At 71.3% G+C, this 14,362-nt stretch carries 21 protein-coding genes; 10 read left to right on the top strand and 11 right to left on the bottom strand.

The features are described 5' to 3' along the window. The first annotated feature begins 104 nt into the window (after positions 1-104). Entirely contained in the window at positions 105-878 is a 774-nt protein-coding gene (locus AB0B86_RS23840; RefSeq protein ID WP_357419844.1) for a peptidoglycan DD-metalloendopeptidase family protein, read from the top strand. A gap of 51 nt (positions 879-929) precedes the next feature. Here the strand turns inward: AB0B86_RS23840 and AB0B86_RS23835 are convergent, their stop codons facing one another. The 5 genes from AB0B86_RS23835 to AB0B86_RS23815 all read right to left on the bottom strand — a co-directional run bounded on the left by AB0B86_RS23835 (position 930) and on the right by AB0B86_RS23815 (position 3,423). Then, positions 930-1,424, bottom strand: a complete 495-nt coding sequence (locus AB0B86_RS23835) for a TspO/MBR family protein (protein WP_357407034.1) — start codon at positions 1,422-1,424, stop codon at positions 930-932. Positions 1,425-1,645: 221 nt separating this feature from the next. Further along, positions 1,646-1,789 (bottom strand): GPGG-motif small membrane protein, encoded by a 144-nt coding sequence (locus AB0B86_RS23830; RefSeq protein ID WP_007464364.1) that lies wholly within the window; start codon positions 1,787-1,789, stop codon positions 1,646-1,648. After that, a complete protein-coding gene (locus tag AB0B86_RS23825) occupies positions 1,780-2,556 on the bottom strand; it encodes a metallophosphoesterase (RefSeq protein ID WP_357407032.1) in 777 nt (258 codons plus the stop codon). The genes AB0B86_RS23830 and AB0B86_RS23825 overlap by 10 nt, the downstream gene beginning before the upstream one ends. Positions 2,557-2,566: 10 nt before the next feature. Then, complete coding sequence (locus AB0B86_RS23820) at positions 2,567-2,842, bottom strand: hypothetical protein (protein ID WP_357419843.1); 276 nt, start codon at positions 2,840-2,842, stop codon at positions 2,567-2,569. Then, positions 2,839-3,423 (bottom strand): nucleotidyltransferase, encoded by a 585-nt coding sequence (locus tag AB0B86_RS23815; protein ID WP_357407028.1) that lies wholly within the window; start codon positions 3,421-3,423, stop codon positions 2,839-2,841. Before AB0B86_RS23815 ends, AB0B86_RS23820 begins: the two co-directional genes overlap by 4 nt. A gap of 161 nt (positions 3,424-3,584) precedes the next feature. Here AB0B86_RS23815 and AB0B86_RS23810 point away from each other — a divergent pair, with 161 nt between their 5' ends. Continuing rightward, positions 3,585-4,274 carry a dTMP kinase gene (locus AB0B86_RS23810; protein ID WP_357419842.1) on the top strand — a complete coding sequence of 230 codons (690 nt, stop codon included), beginning with the start codon at positions 3,585-3,587 and terminating at the stop codon, positions 4,272-4,274. Here the strand turns inward: AB0B86_RS23810 and AB0B86_RS23805 are convergent. Beyond that, on the bottom strand, positions 4,259-4,951 hold the full coding sequence (locus tag AB0B86_RS23805; protein ID WP_357419841.1) for an SDR family NAD(P)-dependent oxidoreductase: 693 nt from the start codon (positions 4,949-4,951) through the stop codon (positions 4,259-4,261). The two genes, AB0B86_RS23810 and AB0B86_RS23805, sit on opposite strands and share 16 nt — an antisense overlap. 105 nt (positions 4,952-5,056) lie before the next feature. Between AB0B86_RS23805 and AB0B86_RS23800 the strand changes: the two genes are divergently transcribed. From AB0B86_RS23800 to AB0B86_RS23785, 4 genes are all read left to right on the top strand, one after another. Then, on the top strand, positions 5,057-6,073 hold the full coding sequence (locus AB0B86_RS23800; RefSeq protein ID WP_357419840.1) for an NAD-dependent epimerase/dehydratase family protein: 1,017 nt from the start codon (positions 5,057-5,059) through the stop codon (positions 6,071-6,073). Positions 6,074-6,148: 75 nt separating this feature from the next. After that, a complete protein-coding gene (locus tag AB0B86_RS23795; protein ID WP_357407021.1) occupies positions 6,149-7,063 on the top strand; it encodes a MurR/RpiR family transcriptional regulator in 915 nt (304 codons plus the stop codon). Continuing rightward, entirely contained in the window at positions 7,060-8,016 is a 957-nt protein-coding gene (murQ, locus tag AB0B86_RS23790; protein ID WP_357407019.1) for an N-acetylmuramic acid 6-phosphate etherase, read from the top strand. Before AB0B86_RS23795 ends, murQ begins: the two co-directional genes overlap by 4 nt. Before the next feature lie 376 nt (positions 8,017-8,392). Next, positions 8,393-9,382, top strand: a complete 990-nt coding sequence (locus AB0B86_RS23785) for a sigma-70 family RNA polymerase sigma factor (RefSeq protein ID WP_357407017.1) — start codon at positions 8,393-8,395, stop codon at positions 9,380-9,382. Positions 9,383-9,454: 72 nt separating this feature from the next. On the opposite strand, the gene AB0B86_RS23780 is transcribed toward AB0B86_RS23785, so the two are convergent. Continuing rightward, complete coding sequence (locus AB0B86_RS23780; RefSeq protein ID WP_357407015.1) at positions 9,455-10,432, bottom strand: NlpC/P60 family protein; 978 nt, start codon at positions 10,430-10,432, stop codon at positions 9,455-9,457. A 574-nt stretch (positions 10,433-11,006) separates the two neighbouring features. Between AB0B86_RS23780 and AB0B86_RS23775 the strand changes: the two genes are divergently transcribed. Beyond that, complete coding sequence (locus tag AB0B86_RS23775; protein ID WP_357407013.1) at positions 11,007-11,441, top strand: DUF6232 family protein; 435 nt, start codon at positions 11,007-11,009, stop codon at positions 11,439-11,441. Positions 11,442-11,490: 49 nt separating this feature from the next. On the opposite strand, the gene AB0B86_RS23770 is transcribed toward AB0B86_RS23775, so the two are convergent. Both AB0B86_RS23770 and AB0B86_RS23765 read right to left on the bottom strand, forming a co-directional pair. Further along, on the bottom strand, positions 11,491-11,820 hold the full coding sequence (locus tag AB0B86_RS23770; RefSeq protein WP_357407011.1) for a DUF3817 domain-containing protein: 330 nt from the start codon (positions 11,818-11,820) through the stop codon (positions 11,491-11,493). Positions 11,821-11,845: 25 nt separating this feature from the next. Next, entirely contained in the window at positions 11,846-12,271 is a 426-nt protein-coding gene (locus AB0B86_RS23765) for a hypothetical protein (protein ID WP_357407009.1), read from the bottom strand. Between the two features lie 131 nt (positions 12,272-12,402). On the opposite strand from AB0B86_RS23765, the gene AB0B86_RS23760 reads away from it, so the two are divergent. Genes AB0B86_RS23760 through AB0B86_RS23750 form a run of 3 tightly spaced genes read left to right on the top strand, consistent with a single transcriptional unit; the run spans position 12,403 to position 13,666 of the window. Further along, positions 12,403-12,738, top strand: coding sequence for a DUF6158 family protein (locus AB0B86_RS23760; RefSeq protein WP_357407007.1), 336 nt, complete (start codon positions 12,403-12,405; stop codon positions 12,736-12,738). Next, positions 12,738-13,070 (top strand): hypothetical protein, encoded by a 333-nt coding sequence (locus tag AB0B86_RS23755; protein WP_357407005.1) that lies wholly within the window; start codon positions 12,738-12,740, stop codon positions 13,068-13,070. Before AB0B86_RS23760 ends, AB0B86_RS23755 begins: the two co-directional genes overlap by 1 nt. A gap of 53 nt (positions 13,071-13,123) precedes the next feature. After that, on the top strand, positions 13,124-13,666 hold the full coding sequence (locus AB0B86_RS23750) for a DUF1360 domain-containing protein (RefSeq protein ID WP_357407003.1): 543 nt from the start codon (positions 13,124-13,126) through the stop codon (positions 13,664-13,666). A 54-nt stretch (positions 13,667-13,720) separates the two neighbouring features. Here the strand turns inward: AB0B86_RS23750 and AB0B86_RS23745 are convergent, their stop codons facing one another. Continuing rightward, positions 13,721-13,915: a hypothetical protein gene (locus AB0B86_RS23745; protein WP_357407001.1), complete on the bottom strand. Its 195-nt coding sequence runs from the start codon at positions 13,913-13,915 to the stop codon at positions 13,721-13,723. A 56-nt stretch (positions 13,916-13,971) separates the two neighbouring features. Next, positions 13,972-14,205: a hypothetical protein gene (locus AB0B86_RS23740; protein ID WP_357407111.1), complete on the bottom strand. Its 234-nt coding sequence runs from the start codon at positions 14,203-14,205 to the stop codon at positions 13,972-13,974. Positions 14,206-14,362 lie beyond the last annotated feature (157 nt).

The raw sequence follows: 14,362 nt of genomic DNA, 5'->3' as shown, positions 1-14,362 counted from the left end.
TGGTGAGCGCCTTGTCGAGGCGAAACTCCGACTCTTTCGAAGACTGACGATATCTGTCAGGCTAGGCGCACCGGATCGAAGGTTTTCGACATAGGAGGAGCTGTATGCGAAAGCGGTGGATCAGCCTGCTGGTGACGGGTCTCTTGGTCGGGGGCGCGCTGGCACCGGCGAGCCCGGCGCTTGCCGCGCCGACCTTCCGGGTGCCGTTCCCGTGCGGGCAGACCTGGTCCGGACAGACCCGGTCGGACCACAGCCCGGCGTACGCCGTCGACTTCAACCGCACCGACGACCAGGGTGACCCGGTGGTGGCCAGCGCCCCCGGCACCGTCGACCGGGTGACCGACCTCGGCGGCACCAGCTACGGCAAGTACGTCCGAATCAACCACGGGGGCGGATACAGCACGTACTACGCCCACCTCAGCGGCTTCAACGTCTCGGTCGGGCAGACGGTCGGCTACGGCAAGGTGATCGGCTGGGTCGGCAGCACCGGCGGCTCGACCGGCCCCCACCTGCACTACGAGCAGCGCCTCGACGGCGCCGACATCCAGGTCCGCTTCAACGGCACCCTCGCGCTCTACTGGGGCACCAAGAGCTACACCAGTGGCAACGGGTGCTCCTCGGGCAGCGGCAACGCCACCGTCGACACCAGCGGCACCCCGCTGACCGTCCGCTCCGGCCCCGGCACCGGGTACGCCTCGGTGGGCACCGTCGCCGACGGCACCCGGGTGACCATCGCCTGCCAGACCAGCGGCACCACTGTCACCGGCACCTTCGGCACCAGCTCGATCTGGGACCGGATCGGCTCCGGCCGCTTCATCGCCGACGCGTACGTGTACACCGGGTACGACGGTTACATCCCCGGCGTGCCCCGCTGCTGACCCGGCAACGGCCACGGTCCCCGGCGGCCACCGCCGCCGGGGACCGGTGGGTCAGTTGTTCAGCTGCCAGATCGACAGGTTCAGCGCGGCGGCGAAGGTGACCCAGGCCCAGTACGGCAGCAACAGCGCCGCCGCCACCCGGGACACCCGGGCGAACAGCACCACGGTGAGGCCGATCGCCAGCCACATCAGCACGATCTCGGCGAACGCCAGCCCGTACCTCCCCGCGCCGAAGAAGAGCGGGGTCCAGATCGCGTTGAGCACCAGTTGGGCGGTCCACGCCCAGAGCGCTGCCGAGAAACCGACCCGCCGCCACACCAGCCAACCGGCCACGGCGATCAACGCGTAGAGCAGCGACCAGACCGGGCCGAAGAGCCAGGAGGGCGGTGCCCAGTCGGGCTGCCGCAGGCTCGCGTACTCGTCGGTGGTGCCCTGCACCCCCAACCCGCCGATGGCGGCCGCGACGAAGACGGCCGCGGCGAAGCCCAGGAGAGCCCACCACCGCCGCCGGCCGGAGGTCCTCGACGCGTGCTGAGTCATCTCCATGGTCGAGATGATTTCCGGCACGCGTCAGCTCAAACCGCCAGCGGCGAAGCTGCGCCACCGGGCCGCGACGATGCGTCAGCGGCCGGACCCGGGCCGGGACGAGCGGCGCGAGCGCCCACAGAAAAGCGCCGGGATCGCCCCGGCCGGTGCTCCTGTCGGGAGGACGGAGCTCCGGTCGCGGCGACCCCGGCGGGTCCCGGTGTTACGTAGTGCGAACGTCGTCAATTGAAGATGCTGACACCACCAGGGCCGACCAACAGCCCGACAACGATGAGGACGATGCCCCACAGGATCTGCCGGCGGAACAGCGCGAGGATGCCGGCGACCACGAGTACGACTGCGAGAATCCAAAGAATCAGCTCCATGACCTCTGAATACCCGACGTGCCGAGCGGGGAAACCTGGTCGGTATCAAGTTGATCGCCCACGTGGAAGACGCTGTACGCCTGCTTGATCACCGGGTGCGCGACGTTGCGTACGCGGACCCCACCGGGGGTCGTGCCGCGCTCGGTGCCGGCGTGCGCGTGCCCGTGCAGGGCCAGCGCCGTGGGTGCCGAGTCGATCGCCTGTCCCAGCTGGTACGAGCCGAGGAACGGGTAGATCTCCAGCGGTTCGCCGACCAGGGTGTCCGGCACCGGCGCGTAGTGGGTGAGGGCGACGAGCATGTCGCAGTCCAGCGAGCGCAGCGCGGCGCCGAGGCGGTCCGCGCTCTCGGTGGTGGTCCGCACGAAGGCCTTCATCTCCGGCTCGCCGAAGTCGCTCGCACACCGCCCGGCGAACCCACCACCGAAGCCCTTGACCCCGGCGATGCCGAGTCGGCCGCCCGCGCAGTCCAACACCACCCCGTTGCCCTCCAGCACTGTGATGCCGGCGTCCTCGAGCACCTTGACCACCTGCGGCACCTGGTCACACTGGTGGTCGTGGTTGCCCAGCACTGTCACCACCGGCACTGCCAACCCGCCGAACTCCTCCGCCACGCAGCGCGCCTCGGCCTCGGTGCCGTGCCGGGTCAGGTCCCCGGCCAGCAGCAGCACGTCGGCGCACTCCGGCAGTTCTTCCAACGCCGGTCGGAACCGTCCGACCACGTCCTCGTCCAGATGCACGTCACCCACCGCGGCGATCCGGATCACCATGGAACCTCCCTCAGGGCAGTTGCTCGATCTCCGTGGGCGCCTGGGTGCGAATCACCCCGATGTCGTCGGCGATAGGTACGTCAGGAAAGCGCTCGGACACCCGGCGCAGGATCTCCGCCCGCCGGTGCGAGCTCTCCACCTCGCCCTGGAGCACGAGGGCGCGTTCCCGTCGGACCACGGTGATCCCCTGTTCGGCGACGGCGGGGTCCTCGGCGAGCAGCCGCTGGATCTCCGCTTCGACGTACTCGTCCGGTGGCCCGGTGTCGATGTCGCGATGATGGGTCACGATGTCCCCTCTCCTGGCTGGGTGCCGACCGCCGGCACCACCTCCAGCCGGTCCAGCAGCACCAGGAACGCCTCGGCGTACGGCGAGTGCTGCGTCTCCTTGCGTACCCTTTCCCAGTCGATCTGCTCCCGCAGCGACCGGGCCAGCGGCAGGCCGCGGGCGAAGTCGCAGTAGTGCTGGGAGAAGCTGAGCAGCTTGTGCACCATCAGCTGGGTGGCGGACAGCACCGGCATGTGAATCGCGTCCACCGGCCGGATGACAGTGTCGGCGAACGTCTCCTCGGTCACCGGCGTCTCGATCGGGCGGTGGATGAGGTCCACCATCCGGCCGTCGTCGAAGACCTTGACCAGCCAGTCCTCCGGCGGTCGCTGAGCGACGAAGCCGGCGTCCACCAGGGCAGCCAGGGCCTGTTCCACGTCGGCCTCCCGGATCAGGAAGTCGACGTCGTGCTCGCTGGAGTGGCCCCCGTGGGCGTAGACGGCGAAGCTGCCGCCCAGGGCGAACGGGATCTCGGACTGCTTGAGCACGGCGGCGACCTTCTTCAGGGTGTGCACCAGACTCTCGTCCCCGCGCTCAGCCATCTGGATCTCCCGTCGTGTTGGTGGACCGGCGGTTGGGTTTCAGACTCCCGTACCCGGCATTCCGGTCGGCCACACCTGCGCGGGGCGCGGTCGGGCGTCAACAGGGACCAAGCGGTGCAAACCACGCGGAGTGGGTGCGCGGGTCGGATAATCTGTGGAGGGTGGCCAGATCATCGGGGACGCGACGCGGCAGGGCCCGGTTGCGCACCGTCGCCCTGATCGGCATCGACGGCTCGGGCAAGACCACTCAGGCGCACCGCCTGGCCGACGCGCTGACGGCCGCCGGTCGCCCCGCCACCTACCGCCGCAACGCCAGCGGACGCCGTTGGCTCGGCCGGCTCGCCCACCGGCTCGGACGGCCGGACGCGCAGCGGCTCGTCGGGCGCGACGGCGTGCTGGCGGTGGAGTCCGTGCTGCGCTGGCTCGCCATCGCCGTAGCCCTGCTCACCTGCCTGGTCACCGGCCGGACGGCGGTGATGGACCGCTACTCGGCCTGCCAGTACGCGAGCATCCGCGCGCATGGCGGGCACCGCTGGGAGCGGCTGGCCCGGGCCGGCTACCGACTGTTCCCGACCCCGCAGGTGACCTTCCTGCTCACTGTCGACCCGGCCGAGGCGTACCGGCGCATCGAGAAGCGCGGCACCGACCACGAGACGATGGGCTGGCTGACCGCGGCGGACACCGCCTACCGGGCCCTGCCCGAATACCCGAGCTTCGTCGTGGTGGACGCGGGCCGGCCGGCCGAGGAGGTGACCGAGCAGATCCAGGCGCACCTGGGCACCTGGCTGCCGGCGTCCCCCGGGCCGGCGGACGGTGACGGCGACCCGTTGGTGGCTCAGGCCCGCCCGTAGACCGGCACTGTGGCGCCGCTGGTCGGCGCGGAGTCGGCCGAGGCGAGGAACCGGATCACCGACGCGATCTCGGCCGGGGCCACCCAGCGGGAGTGGTCGGCGTCGGGCTGGGCGGCCCGATTCGCCGGGGTGTCGATGACGCTCGGCAGCACGGTGTTGCAGCGCACGTTGCGGGACCGGTACTCCACAGCGATCGTGTTGGCGAGGGCGAGCACCGCCGCCTTGGCCGTCACGTAGCCGGCGGCGCCGGGAAACGGGGCGAGCGCCGCGCGGGCCGCGACGCAGACCACCGCGCCGCCGCCGGCCGCCACCAGGTGGGGCAACGCGGCCTGGGTGACCAGGTAGGTGGGGCGCAGGTTGACGGTGAGCATCCGCTCGAAATCCGCAACCGGCGTCTCGTGCACCAGGCCGCCGCTGGCGTACCCACCGGCCAGGTTGACCACCGCCCGCAGCGGCGCGGCCGGCGTGTCGGCAGCGGCCTCGACCGCCCGGGCGGCCCCCGCCGGGTCGCTGAGGTCCGCGACCAGTCGGACCAGCTCGTCCGCCGCCGGGCCCGAGTCGGGCCGGGCGGTCCGCTCCGGTACGACCACCCGCCAACCCGCTTCGGCGAACGCGGCCACCACCGCCCCGCCGAGCCCGCCGCCGCCTCCGGTGACCAACACGCTGCGCTCCGCCATACGCTGCACGCTAGTCCCCGCCCCGGACGTCATCCTGCGCGGTCCGTCGTCTGCCCACAGCAGACGGGCTGGGCAGACGGCCCGGGGATAGCGCAGCATCACTGGATGCGCATCCTCGTTCTCGGTGGTACCCGCTTCCTCGGCCGGGCGGTGGCTCGACTCGCCGCCGCGCAGGGGCACGACGTGACCTGTGCGGCCCGGGGGGTGTCCGGCTCGGTGCCGAGCGGGGTCCGGTTCGTGCCGGTGGACCGGGACAACCCCGGGGCGCTGGAGCCGCTCGCCGACGTCGGGTTCGACGCCGTGGTCGACGTGACCAGTCAGATCAGTCACGCCCGGCACGCGCTCGCCGCGCTCGCCGACCGGGTCGGCCACTGGTCCTTCGTGTCGACGATCTCGGTGTACGCGGACAACACCACAGCGGGTCAGACCGCGTCGGATGCACCGCTGCTGGCGCCGGCCCCACCGGAGGTGGACGGTCCGGTCGGCGCGGACCATCGCTGGTACGGCGAGTGCAAGGTGAGCATCGAGCGGTTGGTCCGGGAGCGGATGGGGGTGGACCGCTCGTTCATCTGCCGGGCCGGGCTGATCGTCGGGGCGGAGGATCCGAGCGATCGTTTTCCGTACTGGGTGCGGCGGCTGTCGACAGGTGGCGAGGTGCTCGCGCCGGGCCGGCCGACCGACCGGGTGCAGTTCGTGGACGTGGCCGATCTGGCTGCCTGGCTCCTGCACGCCGCCGGCACCGGCCTCGCCGGCACGTACGATGGCACCGGGCTGGCGATGCCCCGCGCCGAGCTGCTGCACGGGGTGGCCGCCGGGCTGGGTGTCGCCGATCCGGCCCTCGTCTGGGTGGACCAGGAGTTCCTGCTGGACCACGACGTGCGGGAGTGGACGGGGGAGCGGGCCCTGCCGCTCTGGGTGCGGTTGCCGGAGTTCGCTGGCCTGATGGACCGGGACGCGGGACCGGCTCTGGCCGCCGGGCTGGCGGTCCGTCCACTTTCCGACACTGTTCGGGCGACCGCGGCCTGGATGACAGCGGACCCGGCCGCCGTCCGGCAGGGGGGACTGGACCCGGCGGATGAGGCGGCGGTGCTGCGGGAGTGGCAGGCTGTGCGGGACCGGTGATTCGGGCGTCGGCCGTTTGCCCCGTTTCGGCCGGTCGTAGTTGACGCTCACGCCAGGTGAAAGTAAGTTTCATCCGTGGCGAAGAGTCCGAAGATTTCTGCGAGTCAGGAGCCCGGTGGGCTGATCGTCCACATCAGCGGGCTGTTGCCGTCGCTGTCGCCCGCCGAGCAGCGGGTAGCCCGGCTGGTCGTCTCCGACCCGGCCGCCGCGGCCCGGCGGACCATCACCGACCTCGCCACCGCGGCGGAGACCTCGGAAGCGACAGTCATCCGGTTCTGCCGTTCGGTCGGCATGGACGGTTATCCGCAGCTGCGGATCCGGCTCGCCGCCGAGGCCGCCCGCCGGATCGAGCCACCGGACGCCCGGGTGGTCGGTGGCGACATCCCGCCCGGTGCCGACCTCGCCCAGATCATCGCCACCATCGCGTTCAACGACGCCCGCGCGGTCGAGGAGACTGCCGAGCAGCTCGACCCCGCCGTCTGTGAGCAGGTGGTCGAGGCGATCAACAGCGCCGCCCGGATCGACATCTACGGCGCCGGTGCCAGTGGGTTCGTGGCCTCGGACTTCCAGCAGAAGCTGCACCGCATCGGCCGGATCGCCTTCTACTTTCCGGACGTGCACACCGCGCTCACCTCGGCCGCCCTGCTCGGCCGCGGCGACGTGGCGATCGGCATCTCGCACAGCGGCACGACCTCCGATGTGATCGAGGTGCTGGAGCAGGCCCGTACGCGAGGTGCCGTCACCGTGGCGCTCACCAACTTCCCGCGCTCGCCGATCACCGAAGTGGCGGACTTCGTGTTGACGACGGCGGCGCGGGAGACCACCTACCGCTCCGGTGCCACGGCCAGCCGGCTGGCCCAGCTCACCGTTGTCGACTGCCTCTTCGTCGGGGTGGCCGCCCGCAACCGGGCGCGGGCCCGCAAGGCCCTGGAGTCGACCGCCGAGGCGGTCCAGTCGCACCGGGTGGGTGCCAACCGGAGGCGGCCATGACGGCCGGTGCGCTGGCCCCCGACGAAGACCTGCCGGCGCGGCACGCCCGACCGACAGTCCGGGTGGGCGCACCCACCGAACGGCGCAACCCGCTGAGCGTCGACCTGGACCTGATGTCGACCCGGGACGTGCTCACGGTGATCAACGAGGCGGATCGGCGGGTGCCGGCGGCGGTCGCCGCGGTGCTCGACGAGATCGCCGCCACCGTCGACCTGGCGGTCGAGGCGCTGCGCGGTGGCCACCGGGTGCACTACTTCGGGGCCGGCACCTCCGGCCGGCTCGGTGTCCTGGACGCGGCCGAGCTCGCCCCCACCTTCAACTCGCCCCGGCACTGGTTCTGTGCCCACCTCGCCGGCGGCCCGGACGCCATGTGGCGGGCCGTGGAGGACGCCGAGGACGACGAGCGGGGCGGCGCGGTCGAGGCGGCCAGTTGTGTGCGCACCGGTGACCTGGTGGTGGGTCTGGCGGCGAGCGGACGCACCCCGTACGTGCTCGGGGCGCTCGCCGCGGGCCGCGCCAAGGGCACCTCGACGGTGCTGCTCTGCGCCAATCCGGAGGCGGAGGCCGCCCGGTCGGTGGACGTGTTCATCGGGGTGGACACCGGACCCGAGGTGGTCACCGGGTCGACCCGGATGAAGGCGGGCACGGCGCAGAAGTTGGTGCTCAACACGTTCTCCACCGCCGTCATGGTGCGCCTGGGCCGGGTCTACTCGAACCTCATGATCGATATGGTGGCCACCAACGCGAAGCTCCGCGGTCGAATGATCTCAATTCTGATCGAGGCCACCGGCTGCTCGGAGGAGGTTTCCCGGCGGGCGCTCGCCGAGGCCGACGGTGACCTGAAGACGGCGCTCGTCGCCCTGGTCTCCGGTGCCGAGGTGGACGCCGCCCGGGCCGCGCTGGCCCGCTCCGCCGACCAGGTACGCGGGGCCCTCGCCCTGCTCGCCCCCTAGGCTCCCGCGCCCCGGGAAGCGAACGGGGCTTCGGATTGTTCATCTGGCCGGGGGGTAATACACCCCCGAGGATGAACCGGCCGGTCCTTCGCCGCGTATCTGGCAGTGACCAGGATCGCAGCGTGGTGGTGACCCGGGTCGCTGTGCCCCCACGGCGGGTGGTGTTGCCATGGTGCGGTAACCCGTGCGTGGTGCCCAGCGGCGAGCCATCCGACGGGGTGCTGACAGCAAACGTGGACCGTGCTCTCAGCTACTACTCAGGCATTCGTGACACTTTCGACTCACCACACGGAATCCCCGACACGTCTCATCTGTTGTGTAGGTGTCAGCACCGATGGGCACAGCAGAAGTTACCAGGGGTTGACGGACGTGGGGAATGGCAAGGAACCGGGCAACCGGCGCGAGCGAGGGGACCGTGGGCAACGTGGACAAGAACATCGGCATGCGAACCGACGAGGTTGCCGAGGAGCGCGACCTGGTCGGCGTCTACCTGCACGAGATCTCCCGGACGCCACTGCTGGACGCCGCCAAGGAGGTCGATCTCTCCAAGGCTATCGAGGCCGGCCTCTACGCCGAGCACCTGCTCGGTGAGGACGCCGTCCCCGCCGGTGCGGACCGGGCCGACCTGGAGTGGCTCGTCGTCGAGGGGGAGCGGGCGAAGGATCTCTTCATCCGCGCCAACCTCCGACTTGTCGTCTCGATCGCCCGCCGTTACGTGCGTTCGGGCATGCCCATGCTGGACCTGATCCAGGAGGGCAACACCGGCCTGGTCCGGGCGGTCGAGAAGTTCGACTACGAGCGCGGTTACAAGTTCTCCACCTACGCCACCTGGTGGATCCGTCAGGCGATCAGCCGGGCGATCGCGCAGCAGGAACGCACCGTCCGACTGCCGGTGCACCTGGTGGAGGACGTCAACCGGATGCGCAACGTGGCCCGGCAGTTGACCCGTGAGCTGGGCGCCGACCCGGAGCCGGAGCAGATCGCGGCCTCCCTGGGCGTCACCGTCGAGCGGGTGAACGAGCTGCGCCGCTGGTCGCAGGACACCGTCTCGCTTGACACCCCGGTGGGCGACGACGGCGACACGAACCTCGGCGACCTGGTCGCCGACAGCGACGCACCGTCGCCGGAGGACATCGTCCTCAGCGGCCTGGAGCGGCAGCGCATCGAGGGGCTGCTCAACCACCTCGACGACCGGTCCGCCGGCATCATGCGGGCCCGTTACGGGCTGGAGGACGGTCGGGAGCACTCGCTCACCGAGGTCGCGTCGCGCTTCTCGCTGTCTCGCGAGCGGATCCGGCAGTTGGAGATCCAGGCACTCGGTCGGCTGCGCGAGCTGGCCCGGGCGGAGGGGCTGCAGGCGGCCTGACCTGGTAGTAATTACGGCGAACGGCCGGCGTCCGATAGGGGGACGCCGGCCGTTCGCCGTACTTGGTCGGTGCTAGCGGACCCGGCCGTAGCCCTGGATGGACATCATGTTCATGCCTCGTTTGAGCACGTTGCGGCCGGCGCTCGGCGCGTCGATCACCTGGCCGTCGCCGACGTAGAGGGCGACGTGCCCGAGCCCGCTGTAGAAGATCAGGTCGCCTGGGCGTAGGTCGCCCCGGCCGATGTGCGCGACGGCACCCCACTGCATCCGGGTGTTGTGCGGCAGGGACTTCCCGGCCGCCCGCCAGGCCGCCGAGGTCAGCCCGGAACAGTCGTAGCCGTTCGGTCCGTCTGCTGCCCAGACGTACGGCTTGCCGATCGCGCCGAACGCGTAGCGCACCGCGGCGCCGGCGTCACCCGCCACCGCTGGCACATTCTTGGCCTCGGTCGCCGCGGCCTTCGGCGCGGGGCGCTCGGTGGCCGCCCCGTACGCCTGCCGACGCAGCTCGTACAGCTTGGCCAGGTCCTGCTCGATCTGCTTCTTACCGGCCGCGAGCTGGCGGGCCTGCGCGGCCTGCCGGGTCAGGGTGGCGTCGAGACTCGCCTTCTGGTCAAGCAGCCGCTGCTGGTCGGCGGTGAAGCCGGAGATGCGCTCCTGCCGCTGCCGGGTCAACTGGTCGAGCGTGCCCAGCCGGTCCAGCAATGCGGCGGAGCCGCCGGGACGCAAAAGGGCGTCAGCGGTCCGCAGGCCACCGTTCTTGTACGCGGTCGAGGCAAGCTCCGCCACGTCGGCCCGGCTCTGCTCGACCTGCTGCTCGAGCGGGCCGATGCGGGTCCGTAATCGGGCCACCGAGGCCTCGTTGGTCTTGATCTCCTCACGCAGCTTGTTGTACGACTCCACCACCCGTTCCAACTCGGCCGAGGACGTCTCGATCCGGCGGGTCAGGTCGGCGGGGGACGGCTCGGCGTGCGCCACCGCCGTCGGGGCGATAAGCGCTGCCGACATGCCGGCCAGCGCCACGGTACGCAGCAGGTTTCTCAGGGATGACAAGAGCGGAAGGCCCCTCTCCCACGGCCGCCGGGGCTGCTGACGCCCTCGTCGACACCGGCCGGGGTCATCCGGGCGGACGGCACTGGGCCGGACCGGCGCACCCAACCTAACCCGGGACGGATGTCGCTCGCAGTTGAAGCAGGGGCGAAAGTTGGCCGAGTGGCGGTTCGGGTCGGTGCGGCGGATGGCGCTGCTGACACCTGCCGCGCCGGGGCAGAGACCTTTTTCTGAGGCATTGACGGATATACGACTTTCGTCGTTCCGGGCGTATCCCGCCGGATCGCTGGCCGCCATAACCGAAAAAAGGCGAAATGGATGCTGTTTCTCGGCGATGTCCCGCCCGGGGTGAGCTGTCGAGAACCGGTAATTGCCCAGGTCGGCTGGCGGTGCGCAAACACAATGGGAGCTGAGGCCGGGAATCCCGTCGGTGGACAGGGCGAGCCGTCACCGCCGGTCACCTCGGCCAACCGTCCCCGCGGGAGGAACCGTGGATCGTGAAGGCGCAAGTGTGCGACCGCCGCGAACGAAGCCGGGTGGCCGGTCGACCCTGTTGTACGCGCGGCCCGGAATCATCGTGACCGTCGACCGGTTCACCGTCGGCCGCACCAGTTACCGGATTGCCGACCTGACCCATCTGCGTACCACCCGGGGCCCGCACGACCGGATCGCCGTCCGGGCCGTCATCATCACCGCCAGCATGCTCGGCGGCGTCGGACTGCTGCTCGGCTTCACCGGCGGCCTGCAACGCCTGACCGCCGGGGCGTACCTGATCCTCGGCGCGGTGTTGCTGCTGCCGGCCGCGCTCGCGGTGGTCGGCGATCGGTGGCGCCCACCGCCGCACGAGCTGTGGGGGTGGTACGGGGGAGTGGAGGTGCTGCTGTTCAGTGCCGACGACGAGCGGCAGTTCGGCCAGGTCACCCGGGCACTCTTGCGGGCCCGGGAAATGAACCGTTACGGCGGCTGGGTCGACCCGCTCGCCTCCGCCGAGCCGTGGCGGCCCACTCGGTGAGCCGACAGACGGGGGCCCGCGGCGAACGGGCGTCGGCCGGGCGGCCCGCTCAGTGGGCGACCGGCTCCGGGGTCCGGGTCTCCTGCGGCGCGGCCAGCCAGGCGCTGACCCGGCGCTCGGCGTAGAACGACACGAACGGGACGGTCCCGGCCAACATCACCAGCAACATCCGCTTCAGCGGCCAGTCGGCCCGACGGCTCAGGTCGAACGCCGCCACCAGATAGATCATGTAGAGGAACCCGTGCGCGGGCCCCACCGTCTCCACCACCACCGCGTTGTGGAACACGTACTTCATCGGCATGCCGATCACGACCAGCAGGATCAGCACGACGCCCACGATCCAGGCGATCGCGCGGTACCGGGTAAGGGCAGCGCCCACCTTCGTCCGTCCTTCCGAGCCCGGCTCAGCCGGGATAGTCGCCGGGTCGGGCGCCCGGATTGGCGCTCAACCATGACAGGTAGTGGTTGTAGGCGGCCAGGTCCGTGTCCTCGACGGCGTCGCCCCCACCGGACGGCCGGCGGGACACCCGCACCGGTCGGCGTACCGCCGGTCGGGACCCCGTGGTGAGCGCCGGCGCGGGCTCGGCGGCCGGCTCCGTCGACGGCACGTCGGTGTCGGCCGCCCGGCGACGGGCCAGCCTCACCTCACGCCACCAGACGTAGACCACGAAGCCGGCGAAGACCGGCCACTCGACCGCGTACCCCCAGCTGAGGCTGTTGCCGGCGGTGGCCCGGCTGATCTGCCACCAGCCCAGCCCGAGGAAGGCCACCACCAGCACGACCATGGCCACGTGACGTGCGATCCACGCCGGGGTCCAGAGCCGCCTCATGGCACCGAGAATACCGGGGTCGCCGCCCGTCTCCGACACCGTGTCGTAGTTGTCGCGCCGCCGGGCTGGTTTGGCGTCACCACGCCTGGGCAATCGTCTAGACGCCAGCCCAAACGAGATCAAGGGGGGCGATGATGACCGGATCGGTACGCGAGGACGACTTTGCGACCAGCGGCAGCACGGACATGAGCCCGGAGCAGCGGGTGCCCGAGTGGGGTGGCGATCACCTCGCCGACCCGGCGGGTGTTCTCGACGGCGACCTGCCCGGCGTCGACCCGACGGAGTTGAGCGACGAGGATCTGATCCGCGAGATGCACAGCCTGCACCGCACCCGCCTGGACACCCTGCGACACGCGGCGGACTCCGCGCTCGCCAACCACCTGCGGCGCACCGCGGAGCTCGAGACCGAATACCTGGCCCGTCACCCGGGCCGGGAGGTCGACCCCAACCGGCTGCGGGACTCCTGATGGCGGCGCGCGCCGTGCGCGGCATGTCCGCGCCACCCGAGGTGGTCTTCAACACGGCCACCGACCCCGACCGGGCCTCCGCCTGGCTGCCGGAACCGCTGCGCGGTGGCGGCAGCCCGGCCGCGGAGATCAGCGGTACCGAGTTGACAGCGCGGTGGGGTGGCGACGCCGACTGGTCCGCCGAGATCAGGGTGGAGTCGGCCGACTCCGGCGGGGCCCGGATCCAGCTCGACCTGGCCGACGGATCGGACGGGCCGGGCCCGGACCAGTTGGCCGACGAGGCGCTCACCAATCTGGCCCGCGAGGTCGCCGACAACCTCCAGGCCGGCTGAGTCGGCCGCGCGGGACGCCGCTCCCGCACCACCACGAGAAGTAAGGAGACCGGGTGCGCGACACTGGCCTGCGACAGAAGGCGGCGCGGTTGCGTCGCGCGTACGCGCCGCACGAACACCGGCCGCTCGGCGGCTACCTGGCGGCGATGGGCACGTACGCCGGGGTGACCGGGGCGCTCGCCGGTCTGGTCAAGGTGACCGGTCGGCCGGTGCCGGAGCGTCCCGCCCCGTCCGACGTGGTGCTGCTCTCCATCGCCACGCACAAGCTGAGTCGGCTGCTGTCCAAGGACGCGGTGACCAGTCCGCTACGGGCACCGTTCACCCGCTACGACCGTCCGATCGGCAGCGGTGAGGTGATGGAGCAGGTCCGCGACTCGGGCAGCCCGACCCGGCACGCCATCGGCGAGTTGCTGAGCTGCCCGTTCTGCCTGGCCGTCTGGGTGGCCACCGGGCTTACCGGCGGCCTGGTGCTCGCACCCCGGCTGACCCGGCTGGTGGCCACCGCGCTGACGGCGGTCGCCGCGTCCGACTTCCTCCAGATGGCGTACGCGACGGCACAGCAGGCCGCCGAGGGTGGGCACCACGACGACGACTGATCGAGTAGACGCGCAGGGGGGCCGGCAGTCGCCGGCCCCCCTGTCGTAACCACCTCAGCGCTGCATGCCGGACCAGCCGTGCGGCGACTCCGGTTCCCGTTCGTCCTCGTCCGCACCGGTGATGATGTCCCGGTCGACAGCCGTCTTGTCGTGCTCGTTGGCGAAATCCGGTTCGGGGGTGGTGTCCCTGCCCTTCGGCGGCTGACCCAGCGCCGGCATCTTCTCGTCGTGATCCTCGTGGTGACTCATGTCGGTGTCCCTTCTGCTGGCGAGATCGCCTCCGGCGATGAAGCTGGCGGGGCCGCTCACCCGATGGAGCCGCCCAGCAGGTCGCTGGCCTCGTCCACCGAGTACTCGCCCTCGGGCAGCGCGTCGATCCGGGTGAGCAGATCCGCCGGAAGCTCGGCGGCCACCGCCCGGCGGTAGATCTCGCCCTGGTCGACCCGCTCCTGCCCCCGGAAGACGTCGTCGAGCAGGTCGTCGAGGGCCTGGGTGTCCGGCTCGTCGGTCACGGATGCGTCGTCGGTCACCTCGATCAGCTACCCGGGGCGGAATCGGTCAAACGTCACCGGCGGATGGCCGCCGCCGGGCGACTGAGACTGTCCCGACCCGGGCAGACAGCGCCGCCCCCGGCCTTGTGGGCCGGGGGCGGCGCTGGTGTCGGTGTGCAGGTCGCCTCTCGGCGAGTGGGGCGGC

Source organism: Micromonospora sp. NPDC049047 (assembly GCF_040649135.1).
In the GTDB taxonomy this organism is placed as follows: domain Bacteria; phylum Actinomycetota; class Actinomycetes; order Mycobacteriales; family Micromonosporaceae; genus Micromonospora.
Note: the sequence above shows the minus strand (reverse complement) of the source record. Positions and strands in the feature narration are given on the sequence as shown.